14 protein-coding genes are annotated in these 14,225 nt (G+C 46.1%); 7 read left to right on the top strand and 7 right to left on the bottom strand.

Features of this window, described 5'->3' with window-relative positions; genetic code table 11:
* The first annotated feature begins 119 nt into the window (after positions 1-119).
* Complete coding sequence (locus QZ918_RS10365; protein ID WP_367275304.1) at positions 120-1,046, top strand: CHAT domain-containing protein; 927 nt, start codon at positions 120-122, stop codon at positions 1,044-1,046.
* A gap of 69 nt (positions 1,047-1,115) precedes the next feature.
* Here the strand turns inward: QZ918_RS10365 and dnaX are convergent, their stop codons facing one another.
* Complete coding sequence (dnaX, locus tag QZ918_RS10360; RefSeq protein WP_293334262.1) at positions 1,116-3,974, bottom strand: DNA polymerase III subunit gamma/tau; 2,859 nt, start codon at positions 3,972-3,974, stop codon at positions 1,116-1,118.
* Positions 3,975-4,502: 528 nt separating this feature from the next.
* On the opposite strand from dnaX, the gene QZ918_RS10355 reads away from it, so the two are divergent.
* Entirely contained in the window at positions 4,503-5,414 is a 912-nt protein-coding gene (locus tag QZ918_RS10355; RefSeq protein ID WP_293334259.1) for a hypothetical protein, read from the top strand.
* A gap of 259 nt (positions 5,415-5,673) precedes the next feature.
* On the opposite strand, the gene QZ918_RS10350 is transcribed toward QZ918_RS10355, so the two are convergent.
* Positions 5,674-6,411 (bottom strand): phycocyanobilin:ferredoxin oxidoreductase, encoded by a 738-nt coding sequence (locus QZ918_RS10350; RefSeq protein WP_293155731.1) that lies wholly within the window; start codon positions 6,409-6,411, stop codon positions 5,674-5,676.
* Positions 6,412-6,712: 301 nt separating this feature from the next.
* Here QZ918_RS10350 and QZ918_RS10345 point away from each other — a divergent pair, with 301 nt between their 5' ends.
* Both QZ918_RS10345 and QZ918_RS10340 read left to right on the top strand, forming a co-directional pair.
* On the top strand, positions 6,713-6,916 hold the full coding sequence (locus tag QZ918_RS10345; protein WP_293334256.1) for a twin-arginine translocase TatA/TatE family subunit: 204 nt from the start codon (positions 6,713-6,715) through the stop codon (positions 6,914-6,916).
* Between the two features lie 966 nt (positions 6,917-7,882).
* A complete protein-coding gene (locus QZ918_RS10340; RefSeq protein ID WP_006633466.1) occupies positions 7,883-8,194 on the top strand; it encodes a DUF6679 family protein in 312 nt (103 codons plus the stop codon).
* On the opposite strand, the gene QZ918_RS10335 is transcribed toward QZ918_RS10340, so the two are convergent.
* The 5 genes from QZ918_RS10335 to QZ918_RS10315 form a co-directional block, all read right to left on the bottom strand.
* The gene (locus QZ918_RS10335; protein WP_293334253.1) at positions 8,170-8,484 is read right to left on the bottom strand and encodes a hypothetical protein; all 315 of its coding nucleotides are present in this window, start codon (positions 8,482-8,484) and stop codon (positions 8,170-8,172) included. The two genes, QZ918_RS10340 and QZ918_RS10335, sit on opposite strands and share 25 nt — an antisense overlap.
* Entirely contained in the window at positions 8,474-10,108 is a 1,635-nt protein-coding gene (locus QZ918_RS10330; RefSeq protein WP_293334268.1) for an MBL fold metallo-hydrolase, read from the bottom strand. The genes QZ918_RS10335 and QZ918_RS10330 overlap by 11 nt, the downstream gene beginning before the upstream one ends.
* A gap of 203 nt (positions 10,109-10,311) precedes the next feature.
* A complete protein-coding gene (locus QZ918_RS10325; protein ID WP_293334250.1) occupies positions 10,312-11,574 on the bottom strand; it encodes an RNA-guided endonuclease InsQ/TnpB family protein in 1,263 nt (420 codons plus the stop codon).
* Between the two features lie 184 nt (positions 11,575-11,758).
* A complete protein-coding gene (locus QZ918_RS10320; RefSeq protein WP_293334247.1) occupies positions 11,759-11,992 on the bottom strand; it encodes a helix-turn-helix domain-containing protein in 234 nt (77 codons plus the stop codon).
* 10 nt (positions 11,993-12,002) lie between these two features.
* A complete protein-coding gene (locus tag QZ918_RS10315) occupies positions 12,003-12,215 on the bottom strand; it encodes a helix-turn-helix domain-containing protein (protein WP_293334244.1) in 213 nt (70 codons plus the stop codon).
* A gap of 136 nt (positions 12,216-12,351) precedes the next feature.
* Between QZ918_RS10315 and QZ918_RS10310 the strand changes: the two genes are divergently transcribed.
* The 3 genes from QZ918_RS10310 to QZ918_RS10300 all read left to right on the top strand — a co-directional run bounded on the left by QZ918_RS10310 (position 12,352) and on the right by QZ918_RS10300 (position 13,871).
* A complete protein-coding gene (locus QZ918_RS10310) occupies positions 12,352-12,561 on the top strand; it encodes a hypothetical protein (RefSeq protein WP_293334241.1) in 210 nt (69 codons plus the stop codon).
* 618 nt (positions 12,562-13,179) lie between these two features.
* Complete coding sequence (locus QZ918_RS10305; RefSeq protein WP_293334238.1) at positions 13,180-13,449, top strand: hypothetical protein; 270 nt, start codon at positions 13,180-13,182, stop codon at positions 13,447-13,449.
* Positions 13,419-13,871, top strand: coding sequence for an HNH endonuclease (locus QZ918_RS10300; RefSeq protein ID WP_293334235.1), 453 nt, complete (start codon positions 13,419-13,421; stop codon positions 13,869-13,871). The genes QZ918_RS10305 and QZ918_RS10300 overlap by 31 nt, the downstream gene beginning before the upstream one ends.
* Positions 13,872-14,225: the final 354 nt, after the last annotated feature.

The following is a 14,225-nucleotide window of genomic DNA, read 5'->3' as shown; positions in this document are numbered from 1 at the left end:
CTATACTGCCACTAATTATTATACCTTAAAAAAACCTCAAATGATTGCTATACAACCATTTGAGGTTTTAAAAATTATGATCTTTTTGAAAATTAAATCCGATCGAATATCTGCGGAATGTGGGCTCTAATACTTCATTAGAAAATTGCATAAAAGCCACTCGTGAGACCATTATTCAGCCTGTACCACGAAATCCTAACAACGTTTGTAGGTCTTCTAATAAACTTTATAATCTGCTGATCGCCCCGATCGCAAACGAACTCCCTCAAGACCCCAATGCCCACGTTGTCTTCATTCCCCAGGATTCTCTATTTTTAGTTCCCTTCGCTGCTTTGCAAGATCCCGAAGGTCACTACCTAATCGAAAAACACACTATTCTGACCGCCCCTGCAATTCAAGTCCTCGATACCACTCACAAACGCCGCCAACAAGTTCCAGGTAAAGCTACCCAAGTGCTGATTGCAGGCAATCCCACCATGCCTACCTTACCTGGAAAATCTGAAGCTCTCAGTCCTTTACCCAACGCGAAAACTGAAGCTGAAGCGATCGCCACAATCTTCGGCACTCAGCCCCTAATTGGCAACCAAGCCACGAAAGCAGCAATTTTGCCTCAACTATCTCAAGCCCGAATCATTCATCTGGCAACGCATGGGATACTAGATGACCAAAATGGGATTGGGAGTTCAATCGCCCTCGCCCCTTCGGCTGGGGATAATGGGTTCCTGACGGCAGAAGAAATATTTGGTCTAAAATTAAATGCCGAGTTAGTGGTATTGAGTGCCTGCAAAACAGGTCAGGGGAGAATTACCGGAGATGGGGTAATCGGTCTATCACGCTCAATTATTTCCGCTGGCGTTCCCAGTGTCATCGTTTCCCTGTGGTCGGTTCCCGATGCCCCTACCGCCGATCTAATGACAGAATTTTACCAGCAGATGCAGCAAAATCCCGACAAAGCCCAAGCTCTGCGCCAAGCGATGCTCAAGACGATGGCACAGCACCCAAAACCAAAAGACTGGGCAGCCTTTACGCTGATTGGGGAGCCATAATTGGAAATGTACTTCATAAACATGGAATATGCTGTATGTCAAGCCAATGCCCAATTCCCAATTCCCCAATTACCAATCGATGAAATCATCTTCATCAACCTCAGAAGATAACTCAGGAAAATCCGGCTCAGATTCCAATCTAAAAATTTCCGACTCCCAAATCTCTAAATCATCCGACAAATCGACTACTTCCGCGTCAAACATATCAGCCCATTGCCTGCTCGTATTCGCGACATTTCGCGCGTCATCACGCACCGCTACAGCCTGAGCATTGAACTCATTATGAGAGTCTGTAGAAGTGTTGATCTGCCGCAACGGTTCAGAAACATTTGGCACATTAGTAGCAGTATTTTCATCCGCCCAAGAGTGTTTTTGCTCTTCTTCCCCGTCCCCCAAAAAATTACCTGCAATCTCAGAATTACCCGATTGCTCCACCTGTTGATTGCGATCGATCGCAGCAGGAGGATTCCGAGGAGTTTCAGGAACACGTTCGTTAGAATCTGGCAAATCTTGGGTGTGAGAACTATTAGTTGCAGCGGGATTTGTCAATCCAACTTTTACTGCTACTCGACGGTTAAAAACTTGTAAAAAAGCTTCTTCAATATTAGCTACTTTGTCTTTAGCTGTATTGAGCAGCTTCGGTGCTCGGATCTTAATATAGGCAGTATTATTAGTAAAAACTACTAGATTTCCGTGTTGGCGAAGCAGGACTTGAGTGCTGAACGGTTGCACTTTGGTAAGTACATTTTCCCACACTCTATTTAAATCCATGTCATCGCCTGAATTAGTCGGCGAATAATTGGTTTGACTCGTTTCAGCAGTTGGTATAGATGGGGGAATTGGTGCGGAAGGTGTGCTGTCTGTGCGATCGACAACAGGTTGCGAAGTTGGCGCAATATTTGGCGAATTGAGAACAGAAGATTGTTCAATAGGAGCTGTCTGGCTCCCCCCCGATTGTAGGGGCGGTGCCCCCGTGCCCGCCCTGGACTGGGGGGGGTGAATTTGTGGGGAAGCAACTATTTCCGCTTGTTTACCTGCTGGTTGTGGCTGAGTTCTAATGGCTGAAGGCAACAATCCCAATAGCGTTACTTCCAGCCACAGTCGCGGCTGAGTCGTGTTTTTAATTTGTACTTCGTGGGTTTGCAAGTGTTTCTGACTTGCTAAAATTAACTCGGCATTCCAAGTCTGTGCAAAAGTGCAAAGTTTTTCCCAAGTTCCGGCTGTTAAAGCTACTAAATCAGACCGTTTCGGTGCTGATTTGGCTATGAGCAAATCTCGGTAAAAGCTGGCGAGGCTTTGCAGCACGATTAGTGGTTCCCGTCCGCGATCCATGAGGTGGCGGGTCATATCTATTAATGCTGTAGCGTTATCTGTATCAATAGCTTCTAGCAGTTCCATTAAGTCATTTTCTGGGACGGCGCCGACTAAATCCCAAACTTTTTCGACGGTTATTTGACCGGAAAATAAGCTGAGTTGGTCTAGCAAACTTTCTGCATCTCGCAGTCCTCCTTGGGCGATTTGAGCAACCATTTGTACTGCATCGCTGGCAATATTGATATTTTCTAATTGGGCGATTTTATGCAAGTGGGCGGTCATTGAGTCTAGGGGAATCCGGCGGAAGTCAAATTTTTGGCACCGAGAGATGATGGTTGGCAATACTCTTTGGGGGTCGGTTGTGGCGAGGACGAATACAACGCGATCTGGCGGTTCTTCTAAGGTTTTTAAAAGGGCATTGAACGAGGCAACAGTTAACATATGGCAGTTATGCGTACAGAGTCCATTTGCCACAAAGTTGTGATTGTCTTCTACTTCAATATCATAAACCCTCTCAATGCCAGCGACTTTTACAGATTCGACCATCTCCGAACTTGTAATCCATTGTAGGGATTGCATACTGTTTAAAGTTTGACACCCATTTTCTACTGGTTTCAGCGCCCATGTGTATGTAAAGGTCGGAATTTGCCAAGAACTTTTCGGTTCTTGCCTCCCAAATTCCATGTCCTTTATTGTATGGATGTCGCTGCCAATAAGACTGAATGGTATTAATTCCTTTGCCTTTTTTTTGCAAAAAGTTTGGTATTTCAAGTTGTTCTCCACAGCCACACGGACAGATAGGTCGGAGGGCTTGAGCCTGTTCGAGAATAGAGGCAATGTCGTAGGATTTTTGTCCGTAGGTATTCCCGTAAAATTGATGTCTTCTGGCAAATCTCCGCAAGCGTCCATCTGTCCCAAATTTGTAAATGACGGTGCCGCACCCACATTCACAGGGGATAGTATCTTCATTCCTTCTTTTAGGTCTTTTGCTAGTATCCATCCCTGTTGTGTCCTGATTGGATGATTGCTGGTACATCTAATTTCTCGGTTGGCGGTTTTAATCAAAAGTGTTTGTTTTTTACCTCGATCTAACCACCTCAAAACTTTTTTAAATTCCCACAATTCTGAACTTTCGTTATAGCTGAGAACTTGTTTTCCTTTGATGTTGGGATTGTCGATCCGCATCAAACCTTCGCTAGTTTGTACTTGAGAATCACCGCTCAAACATTCGTCGATTACATATACTTTATAGCGACATTGTACGGGGGCAAATTGGGCTCTTTCGATCAAGTCCCGAATGTTGTCTACTCCGGTGTTGCTGGCGGCGTCAATTTCGATGACATCTAGTGTGGAACCTCGGGCAATTTCTTGACAAACGTTGCATTTGCCGCAGGGTGTCGGGGTAGGGGCGCCGGTAGAAATACAGTTGAGGGATTTGGCGAAGATTCTAGCACTAGAGGTTTTACCGGTGCCTCTGGGGCCGGTGAATAGATATGCTGGTGCTATGCGCTGTTGCAGGATGGCGCTGGTGAGGGTTTGGGCGATCGCCTCTTGACCGACTAATTCGGCAAATGTCTGAGGGCGATACTTGTGATGCAGGGGTTCGTAGGTCACGATCGAATATTTGTGGTATTAGCTGTAATCTTAGCTAAGGACACGTTGTTCGATCGCACGATCGCTCTACTCTGGCAGCCAGCCGCCCGGTGAGCTGGCAGGGCGGGAGCGATCGAACAGTAGTAATTAGCACCCGATAGGAGAGTCCGCTTCTCGATCGGTTGTTCTCTAGAAGTGTTTTTGGCGATCGCTGGAGAGAGTTAGTATTGATTTATGTGTACTTATTTTTCTTTTTCTAGAAACGGAGGCTGCGGAACAATTTTTTTTTGACCTATATTGGTATAATCTATCACAGACTATTCACCATTTCTTTTTGCCAGTGCCAGCGCGGGATTTTCCGATATTTCGGAAACCTGCTTGCAGTTAAAGATAAAGTATTAATTAGAGGGTGCCTGTTCGAGTTGTAGCAATCCAGTTATACCAAGATGGTGGTGGAATGATGTCAATGTTAGTCGATCGAGTTATACTGCCAGCTCTACTCTGGAATCCTGTATAAATATAGCGTCAAAATTTACCCTTTAAAAGCCCATGTCAACCCAAATCATCCTTGTAGAATCAAGGTTGGCAGTAGCCTCTCCCAAACCTAAACAGGCTAAACCAGGATCTCCGTCCCCCGACCAAATCTTGATGGGAGCGTCGGGATTACTGTTATTATTGCTGCTCGGTTTAGCGGTATTTACCAAGCTAAGACTAGATGATTTGAGTAAGAAGCTCAAATTTGAAGAGTTTAGAAATAGAGAACTCCAGAAAAAATACAAAATGGCTCTGGAAACCATATCAAAGATGGAAAAAAACCCCGACCTCATTCACTCGCGAGACTTTAATTTAGACTACCTGAGAATGCGGATGGCGGAAGAAGTCTTTCACTTTGCCATTGTCAACCAGATTAAAGTAAAAGTCAAAGACAAAATTAGTATTGCCCTGCGCCCGACTCAGAGTGCAGTAGGAGATAAAAACGGGACTGCTGGCAGTGGCAGGCAAGTAGATTCGATGTTTGATATCGAATACGAAACTGGCGATCCAGCCGTAAAAATAGAAAGACGAGTGCTGTTTCGGATTCAAATTAAGCTGATGAAACTGCCGACTCAGGCAACATCGGCGACAATTAATCAAATTATTGATTGTTTGGAAACTTATCTGAGTCCTTCAGATGACCATGATAGTTGGCAGCCGACTATTCAAGGTCGCATCGTTCACATTGAATGGGATCAAAAAGCGAAGCCGACGCCGATGTTGGTGTTGGAACAGTCGAATGAAGGGGTGAATGTTACCTTTAGGACTACGAGAACGCCTGCCGGCAGACCGGCCAATGAAAATGAGAGCCAGTTGGCAGGAGCTAAGGGTCAGAAAAATGCTAAAAGTAGTTCTAAAAGTTCAGCAAAAGGTGGATCGAAAAGCCCTGCAAAGGTAGGAGCAAAACGTCCCGGATCTCGGAAATAAGTTGAAGGAAATTACAATTATTGTGCTGAAAGAACGTCAGTTGCAGCGGGTGTTTGTGTGTCTTGTGCGAGGTGGCCGTCTTCTATCGCATTTCGAGCGAAAAATCGGGTACAAGTTAGATTTTAGATTTTAGATTTTAGATTAGGAGATTGGATGATTCGGGGATTGGGGAATTGGGGAATTGTTCAAGAATTTTTCCCCGTCTTTGAGAGAGCGGGGAGTTGCCAACCAAGTATGAAGTATTGTAAACAGATTTTAGCTATTTAGGGTAATCAAACAGCACCTCGGTCATGTAATGTTCTGCCCAATCTTGACCGAAAGCTTTTTCGAGTACGCGGCGGGTTTTGTCGTTTTGCTGCTGCTGGGTGCAGTAGTAAATTTGAGCGTCGAGAATTTTTGCTTCTTCGGCTACAGAAACTGGTTCCGAAGCGACTGCGAGTTTGCAGTGAATTTCGACGTAGGATTCAACTATGTCTAGAAATCGGCTTTCTTCTTCCTGTGAATCGGGGCGCACAAACAGGCAAAACTCTGAGAAAATATCGCCCCATTCGGGAATTTGGCGGGGACAAGAAAACTGGTTGACGGGCAAAGTTTGCAGTCGAGTGCGGTAGGTTTCCGACAAAGTTCGATCGGGATTGAGGGGAGAAAGGTCTGCGATCGCCGCGCTAATTTGACCTTTGCCTGCTACGATGTCTGTGCCGAACATCGGCAAAGCATAATTCGGTCTGGGAAACATCACGCAGTGGAGGATATCCAGCAGCGGCCCGACTTTAGCCAGTTCCAGGTGTATTTTGCGGAATTGGGGAGTTTGATAGCAGCGATTTTCTATGATCAGTTTTTCTCCTTCCAGCCGCCCTTCCACGTATCCCAACTCAGCGGGGAGGTGGTAGGGTTCGAGGTCGAGATACCGACGCCATACTGATTCTATCCGATCGGCTAATTCGCGGATAAGGTAGTGCTGTTGGTCGCGCAGGGAAGGCTTGGATGTTTCTAACATTCTTATTTATCGGGCGATCGCTTAATAAAACTTCATTCTACGGTTGCAGGATGCAGTCAACAAGGTAGATACTTTTAAGGATATCAGCAGTTCGACGTGCGATCGAGTAAGTTTTACAAAAAAATCTGCCCAAGATAGAAAGCCCTGTGACATTAGTCTAGGTATTCGCAGTGGCACAGAGCAATAAATTGCCATAAAAACCCGAGTAATGAGTAAGATTTGCGGAAACTCTCCGCTAAAATAAGTGCACTAGCGGTAATTCGCAGGGAAAAAGCAAAGTAGGTAAGCGCGGAGATTTTGTATGTTTGGTCTGGGATTGCCCGAATTGGGCATTGTTGCGGTAGTCGCCATTCTAATTTTCGGCCCCAAGAAAATTCCTGAGTTGGGGAATGCTTTGGGGAAAACGCTGCGGAGTTTTAAGGAAGGGGTCGGTCAAGCTGATGATGAATCTACCCAGAAGGACAAGGATAAGCACAAGGAGGAAGAGCAAACGCTAGGAAAGTAATTTGCTGAACTTCCTGCAAATAGAAGTAGCAACGATCTGTCATCGTATATGTAGAGAATGTTTCATTGGGCAGTGTCGATATTTCCCAATAATAAGGCGCTGGCAATCAGCTCGATAGCCTTCAAAAATACCCCGATTTGGACTTTATTTATAGCTAATTTTGGTTGTAGTTTTTTGCAGGTAGTTAGTCATTTTTTGGCAATTTTACCCTATTTTTGGGTGAGCCTTCGATACTATTTGGGGGCATTTTTTGATGCTTGTATTTTTGATTGTCGGTTGCCTAACTGTTTATTTGAAGAGATATACTGAAATTTCCCTAGCTTGATTTTCGCCTTTTCAGGGAAACTGGCAGTTGTATTTTTTTACCGTTGTTACTAAAGCTCGGAAACGTCGATACTCCTAAGTCAAACCTGTAGATTTTCTAACGCCACGGCACAAGGGAGGGAGTTTGAGTTCTAGTTTGATGGCGTATCGGAGTGCGTCGGTTCGGTGTCAAGGTCTGAGTACATTTGAGATTTTACCGTTGTCAGCACAGGAATGGTGCCGATCGCCGTTGCGATCGTCCCGGATGAGAGCCTCCGCAATGTCCGCGCGATCGCCCAAAGCGAATTAAGCCGCTATCTACGTATTGTCTCTGGGAAAAATTGAGGAGCGATCGAGAGCTACTCGAAGTACAGTCCGCTTAGAAGGTGGCTGGCCCGAATCAAGTTCTGATGCTGCGAATCTATTGTGGTAAATGCCTCCCGCGAGGGATGCCGCTGCTCCCAAAATCTGCAATTAGATAAATGGCGCACAAGATAGATTTGGTGGTAAAATGAAATCTGGTAATCCCCATCGGTCCCAAAGTTTCGGAAAACGTGAAACTGGCCAGTCCATAGGGCTGTGCCTTCCGATGTAAAACCCAAAGTACGTTGCTGCAAACAGGCCATATTTTAAGCAAGTTACACTGCGCAGGAGAACTGACAAATGCTACAGCGCAAAATCTATCAACTCTGTTGTGATGGTCGTGAGGTTTCTATTTTTCTTCGAGATCAGCAACGTTGGATAGAGCGCGCTCGTATCCTAGATATTGAAGGGGATCTAGTCACGCTGCGCTACGAAACCGACGAAGAAGACGAAATTAGCTCCTGGGAAGAAATGGTGCGTCTAGAAAGTATTGGAGCTGTGTCCCAGAAGTTGGCTTCGGTGTCGAGAACTAACTGCGAACCCCTAGTTTCTGACGATTGTCCCGAAGCCGAGCAAATTCGCAATCACTACCCGGACTCGAATTTAGAATAGTTTTGATCTAGAGCTTGAGTCACAAAGAATAGTTGGGGGAAAAGAAAACGACTTTTCTCCCTTTTTTGTCGAGGAATGGGGCAAAACTCGGGTTTTGCCGAAAAATCTGCTGGATTGTCACCAAATAAGCTATTTTGGATGGAAATTTGAGTTCGATCGCCCGTTTTCGCCTCTGAGCCACCAGAGCAGTCACAGACGCAGAACCGATGAACAACAGATACTGCGATCGCTCTCATCAGAAAGCGCGCTAAGCTGTCGATCGCCATGACAACAATAGGTTTATTCCGCATCTAATTCCTCATCTATGAAAAATTCAGACTCCGGTATCGCTTCAAACACCGGACAGAAACCGTCGGGAGTGACTTTAAAGCCAAACAAAGCACTCGACTGGTTCCAACAGCGCTGGCCGCGGTAGTGCTGGCAATTGCCACAGCATTCGAGGTTTGCCTGAACGGCGTTGCCTTGAAATAGCAGTTCCCGCTGGGAGATGCCGCGCAGTACCAATTCTTCGCCTTGCCAGCGCGCTTCTACTAAACCTGTATCGGCAAAATTTGCCCACCGAGGATCGGCTGTAATCGGATTCGGCAAGCTAATTGCTACCTCTGTCCCCAATTCGCTGAGTTCTCCCTCATAGTTAGTTTCGGGGATAGCGGGCTGCAAAAACATTTCCCCGATCGGCAATTCGACAACTGTTCCTACCGCCGGAGTGTGCAACTGGTAGCGGTTTCGCAGCTCGTCCAAGTTAGCCAAGTCAGCCAAATATGCAGGGGAACCGTGTAATAAAATAACGTGCTGCGGCCGCAAATTGTGGATGAGCTGGGTAGTTCCCGGCCCGTCGCAGTGTTCGGCTAGCAAATAAGTTTCAATGAGCCGAACCCCAGATTCCCGCCAGTTGGGAAACCATTCCCTGACGGGATATCCGGGTTTTTGAGGGGCGAGTAAAATCCAAGGATTTGTACGATCGGCAACGTACAAACCCAAATCGGGAAACTTGTCTGTAATTACAATACACGGGGTTTTCCCCAATTCGGAGCGCTGTTCGGCAGACAGCCGGCGCACGCGGGGTTTCACCCTTTCGTCCCAAAACAAAGGTTGGTGGAGAGCAAAGTTTTGAACGGCGGTGGGAAAATGGGGCAGCAGTTCCAGATAGGCGTCGCACCCGTCGGCGACAGTGCCGTCCACCCAAATATCCAAGTCGCGCCCGGTGAAGTAGTGGTGGCTGCGAAGCAGCATCAGCAGTTCTTGGCCCAAACCGAGGGCGGGTGCGGGTAGCAGTACCGAGTATCCGTCGGCGATCGCGCGGTGGATGCGATCGGCTAACTGATTTTCCAGTTGTCGGCGGTGAGGGTGGCGCGCCGTGCCGTAACTACCTTCCACAATTAACACGTCGGGCTTCATGCCCCGGAGTTCTCCCAGCGGCAAACCTTCCACCAAACGACAATTGGACAGAAAAAAGTCGCCGGTGTAAACCAGGGTGTAGGTGCGGTGGGGGGCTTCATAAGTCAGGAGTACAGTTGCCGCTCCAGGCAAATGGCCCGACGGAAACAACTGCACGCTCAGTCCCCGGCGCAGTTCGATCGGCGACTGCCAGGGTAGAGCCTCACAGAAATGCGTCTCTGGCTGCTGAGACTGGGCCGGCCAGTTAAGCGGTAGCAGTCGCGCTGTGACTTCGCTGGCGTAAATTGGCAACAGCGGGAAAGCCTGGTGGAGTGCTAGCAAACCTCTGGCGTGATCTGAGTGGGCGTGGGTGCACACTACGAAATCGGCTGGGGGCGATCGATCTACTGTCGCCGACAGGGGTGCGACATTTTCTATACCGCAGTCGAGTAAAATGCGGTACGGCCCCATTCGCACTAGCAGACAGACCCCTTCCTGGGCGTGGCCTGCGCCGTAAGGTAAACAATCGAGATCCATCACTGCGGTTAGCTCCCTGTACAAGCACGCAACTTGCAGTATCGCAACATGTGACATACTCCTACATCAAACTGATTACAGCTATGATGTAGGCATCTTTGCAGCCCGATGAAGGGTATGCAAAATTTCCTTCGTGATACTGTTATCTATAGTTCCGACTACAGAAAGATTCCCACTGGGCGCGTTTTATACTGGGGAAAATGCTAGGGCCCCAGTTTCTTTAGATTAATCGCGGCGTTAATATCGCGATCGACCATTAGAAAGTTCTGCTCATCCCAATAGTCTCGTGTACTGCAATCGGTGAAAATGATTTCATTCCGATAGCTTAGCACCATTGAGGTATAAGCAGGTTTTTGTGAAACGACAACTGCTCCAGCTTTTGAGGCTATGTAGTCCAGCGTCTGAAAAAATTGACCGAATGCAGCATCCAGCCAAGACTTATTCAGTCCTGATTTTGCCGCTTGACCGTTGGGAAGATAAGTCCCATCATCATCTTGCTTGATTTTATTGCGCTTAGTTAAGCCTTTAAGGTTTAGGTCTTCGTGGAAGAAGAATTTAGCGCCTGTTTTTACAAGTTTATGAGCGGTTTTATATTGAAAATCTTGGCGAGAACGAGCAATAAGTTGATGCTGCTTGGCTTCTCTTTTTGCTAGTTTTCGCCTAGCTTTACTCCCCCGTTTCCGTTTGTTTCGTTTCTTCGATATCCGATCTAGTTTAGATTGATTTTTGCGTAGTGGCTTGAGTGCAGGTAGTCGATCGCCCTCAGATGTTGCTAGATAAACATCTTCATAAAGTACCGCATCTAAGCCAATTGAGTTTCCCCAAGTCTGAGTAATTTCGTCAGGGGTGAATTCCGGCACCGCCAGCTCTTCAAGCATTAATTGAATGAACCAACCATCAGCTTTTTTAGTAACACTAGCTTGCTTGAGGGTAAATCCATCTGGGACAGGACTGTGCATCCGAACTTTGACAACTCCTAGTTTGGGCAATCGAATATAAATCCAGTCATTACGACAGCGTTTAATCCAATCATTACTAGCAGTTGCAAAAGTCATTGTCCGATAGTTTGCTTCGTTTTTAAAGCGAGGTCTACCAAACTTGCCACCTTTACTATTGCCGATGATAAATCGCTCAAAGGCTTTGTCTACTCGTTTGGACACATCTTGCAAAACAGTTGAATCTACTTGCTTGAAGTCCAGCAATTCACCACTATGAAAAACTTTTACCAAATCTTTTTTGATTGATGGTAATGAAGCTTTTTGATTGTAATAATTAGGCTTTGTTCTGGGAGTAGCAATACTGCTTGTTAGCGGACAGGCATTAATATCGGTACGGTTCATCTGCCACCAATCGAAGCGATCTCCTAGCTGGCAATTATACCAATAACGGCAAATTCTCAGCCAGCGATTGAGCTCCTGTTTTTGATTGGTGTCTGGATAGAATCGATACTGATACGTTACTTTCATTGCGTTACGACGCAAGACGATGCAAGGCAAGTCTTATTTTATCACGCTCGCCTCGCAAGTTGATTAACAATTTAATTGAATGAAGAGTTTGTTCGTCTCCTCATCCACCCGTCCCCTGCTAAAACCTACGATTATTAGATTGCATACGGGTGGAATCGGAGTCTCACGGGACTCTCATCCCACACTAACCGAGGCAGTATAGTGTGGGGATTCCCGTCTGTTTAGCTAAATCTTCCATTGTCACATCGAAGGCGCGGGCGATTTTGTAGACAGCAGAAAGATCGACTGTGTTCAAAGCATCGCGCCTCCCGTAGCTTTTTACAGTGTTGTAATTGACTCCCGATCGATCGGCAACTTCTTTGAACGTCCAACCCTTTTGCTCAGCTAGTTCTCGAATCCGCAGCCTCACGTATCCCATTTGTGCGCCCTCAATCTTCCAAAACCTCGACTAAATCTTCCATTGTCACATCGAAGGCGCGGGCGATTTTGTAGACAGCAGAAATATCGGCCGTGTTCAAAGCATCGCGCTGAACGTAGCTTCTAACGGTGTTGTAATTCACTCCCGATCGATCGGCAACTTGCTTTAGAGTCCAACCCTTTTGCTCAGCTAGTTCTCGAATCCGCAGTCTCACGTATCCCATGTTTTAACTTGACATTGATGCGTATGCAACATATAATATCTATGTACACTAAAAACGATCGCCCACCTAGCGTCGAAAACTTGAGGGCGATCGCTTTTTCTACCACACCCCGCTTTTGGCGGGGAAGGATTTTCCTATGATACCAACATCAAAGGCCAAATTAAACTCTCATCCCTGGTGTATCGTGCGGCAATTGCCGAATATGCAGCGATTGGTGGTTGCTCGTTTCCACCGCCGAGGCGATGCAGAGGGATACATTCAGATTTTACGGCGGTTGTTACCTGCGACTAAACACGCGATCGTCTTTGATACGACTGGGGCCGAGAAATTGCCAGAAGTTCGTTAGCGAAGCCCTCGAAGAGGATCGACTCAATTGGAACGAATGCTGTAATTTATCGATGGGGGCGATCGTATTTGATGATAAGTGCGATCGTATTTGATGATAAGTGCGATCGACCTTGCCCCAAATTCACTTGGCAACTGATAAGCTACAATGTTTCAAGAGTATCTGAGAACTTTAATCCCTGTCAGAAACTCAGGGCTAAAGCCACGCTCGCTTGTAAGAAATTGCAAGCTGTTCTGACCAGACCCCTTGAAAAAGGAGACGTCCCCCACCGGTCACGACACTCCTTGAATGCGACGCCAGTTTTGGGCTCTGTCATCTGCAATTAAACAGTTTTAAAGTCACGCTCAACAGTGTTGCAGGTCTAACAAGCTTTTATAACCAGGTCTGCACGAACATTACCCCGTAAGGGAGGCCGCGCGTGAGCAAACATTATGCGATCGCGAGTTGCAAGGTTTGAGGCGGTAACTGTCCTGCTGAAAGTACATTACAAAAGTACACCAAATTAAGCAACTCGCCCGGCGGTAATGGATAAAGAACGATTCAAGGCGGTTGAAACCGCTCTTGGAGTTTCCCTCTCAGGACTAAAGTCTCTGAGTTTCCCACCTACCGAGCTATTTTATGAATACTCAATTAATGGTGAAACCTTCCTCGTTAATGCCCCAAGGTCTTAAAATGGTAGAGTTTGGGAATATTTACTTATTCAGATTTACCGATGAACTACAATTTCGTATGGAAGAATTGCTAGAGAGAAAAAAACTAGATTTGCTAACTGTCGATGAAATTCCAGAATTAGCTGGCATTATAGAATTATCCCGAATTTTCACGTTGATTAATGCCCAACTTTCTACCCAAGCCAAATGGTGTCCGATCGCACTCGAAAACTTATAAGACAGCGAGCTAAATATCTTTGCGAATACTGCCACTCTCCAGAATATCTAAGCCCCGATCGCTTTACCATAGATCATCTCATGCCGAAATCTCTCGGCGGATCTGATGACAGTGAAAATTTAGCATTAGCTTGCCGCCGCTGTAACGAACGCCACTACAATTTTATCAATGGAATCGATCCAGAAACTCAGCAAGAGGTTTCATTATTTAATCCTCGTCAGCAGAAGTGGTCAGAGCATTTTATCTGGACAGCAGATGGTCTCAATATTATCAGTAAAACTCCAGTAGGTCGAGCAACTTGCGATCGGCTTGACCTTAATGATGAACGTTATGATGAAGAGGATTCGATTCGGCGATCGCGTAGATTTTGGGTAGAAGGCGGTTGGCATCCACCTGCGGAAGATCCTTGTCAATTAAAATAAGTGAAATCACTAAACATAACTTAATTTCTGCTAAATCGTGTGCGCCAAAAAGGATATATAAAAAAATTATAATTAAAGTTTTGGATATAGTTATATTACTCGAAAATCTACCCGAATAGGGCTTCTGTCGCGGTTAAGTCGGAACAGTAGTTGATGAATAACAGCCAGAATTTGTTGGGGTTGATTTTGGCGATTGACAAAGTCTTACCTACGCACTAGAAGCCCTGAGTAAATCACAGTTAATGATTTTGCATCACAGTCAGCTTGCAGAAATCCAATGCTTAAAAAGTCAGCCCTCGGTACAAAAAACAGTTTTTAATCGCTAATAAACCCCGTGCAGCTAATAATTAGCCG

It is taken from the genome of Microcoleus sp. CAWBG58 (assembly GCF_020883045.1).
GTDB lineage: Bacteria > Cyanobacteriota > Cyanobacteriia > Cyanobacteriales > Microcoleaceae > Microcoleus.
The sequence above is the reverse complement of the archived record's forward strand: the minus strand, read 5'-3'. Positions and strand labels throughout refer to the sequence as shown.

What these genes read in the sequence shown, in the direction of transcription:
- QZ918_RS10355 (WP_293334259.1), top strand. Translation starts at nt 4,503, where the DNA reads ATGTCAACCCAAATCATCCTTGTAGAATCAAGGTTGGCAGTAGCCTCT.
- QZ918_RS10350 (WP_293155731.1), bottom strand. Translation starts at nt 6,411, where the DNA reads ATGTTAGAAACATCCAAGCCTTCCCTGCGCGACCAACAGCACTACCTT.
- QZ918_RS10345 (WP_293334256.1), top strand. Translation starts at nt 6,713, where the DNA reads ATGTTTGGTCTGGGATTGCCCGAATTGGGCATTGTTGCGGTAGTCGCC.
- QZ918_RS10340 (WP_006633466.1), top strand. Translation starts at nt 7,883, where the DNA reads ATGCTACAGCGCAAAATCTATCAACTCTGTTGTGATGGTCGTGAGGTT.
- QZ918_RS10335 (WP_293334253.1), bottom strand. Translation starts at nt 8,484, where the DNA reads ATGCGGAATAAACCTATTGTTGTCATGGCGATCGACAGCTTAGCGCGC.
- QZ918_RS10330 (WP_293334268.1), bottom strand. Translation starts at nt 10,108, where the DNA reads ATGGATCTCGATTGTTTACCTTACGGCGCAGGCCACGCCCAGGAAGGG.
- QZ918_RS10325 (WP_293334250.1), bottom strand. Translation starts at nt 11,574, where the DNA reads ATGAAAGTAACGTATCAGTATCGATTCTATCCAGACACCAATCAAAAA.
- QZ918_RS10320 (WP_293334247.1), bottom strand. Translation starts at nt 11,992, where the DNA reads ATGGGATACGTGAGGCTGCGGATTCGAGAACTAGCTGAGCAAAAGGGT.
- QZ918_RS10315 (WP_293334244.1), bottom strand. Translation starts at nt 12,215, where the DNA reads ATGGGATACGTGAGACTGCGGATTCGAGAACTAGCTGAGCAAAAGGGT.
- QZ918_RS10310 (WP_293334241.1), top strand. Translation starts at nt 12,352, where the DNA reads ATGATACCAACATCAAAGGCCAAATTAAACTCTCATCCCTGGTGTATC.
- QZ918_RS10305 (WP_293334238.1), top strand. Translation starts at nt 13,180, where the DNA reads ATGAATACTCAATTAATGGTGAAACCTTCCTCGTTAATGCCCCAAGGT.
- QZ918_RS10300 (WP_293334235.1), top strand. Translation starts at nt 13,419, where the DNA reads ATGGTGTCCGATCGCACTCGAAAACTTATAAGACAGCGAGCTAAATAT.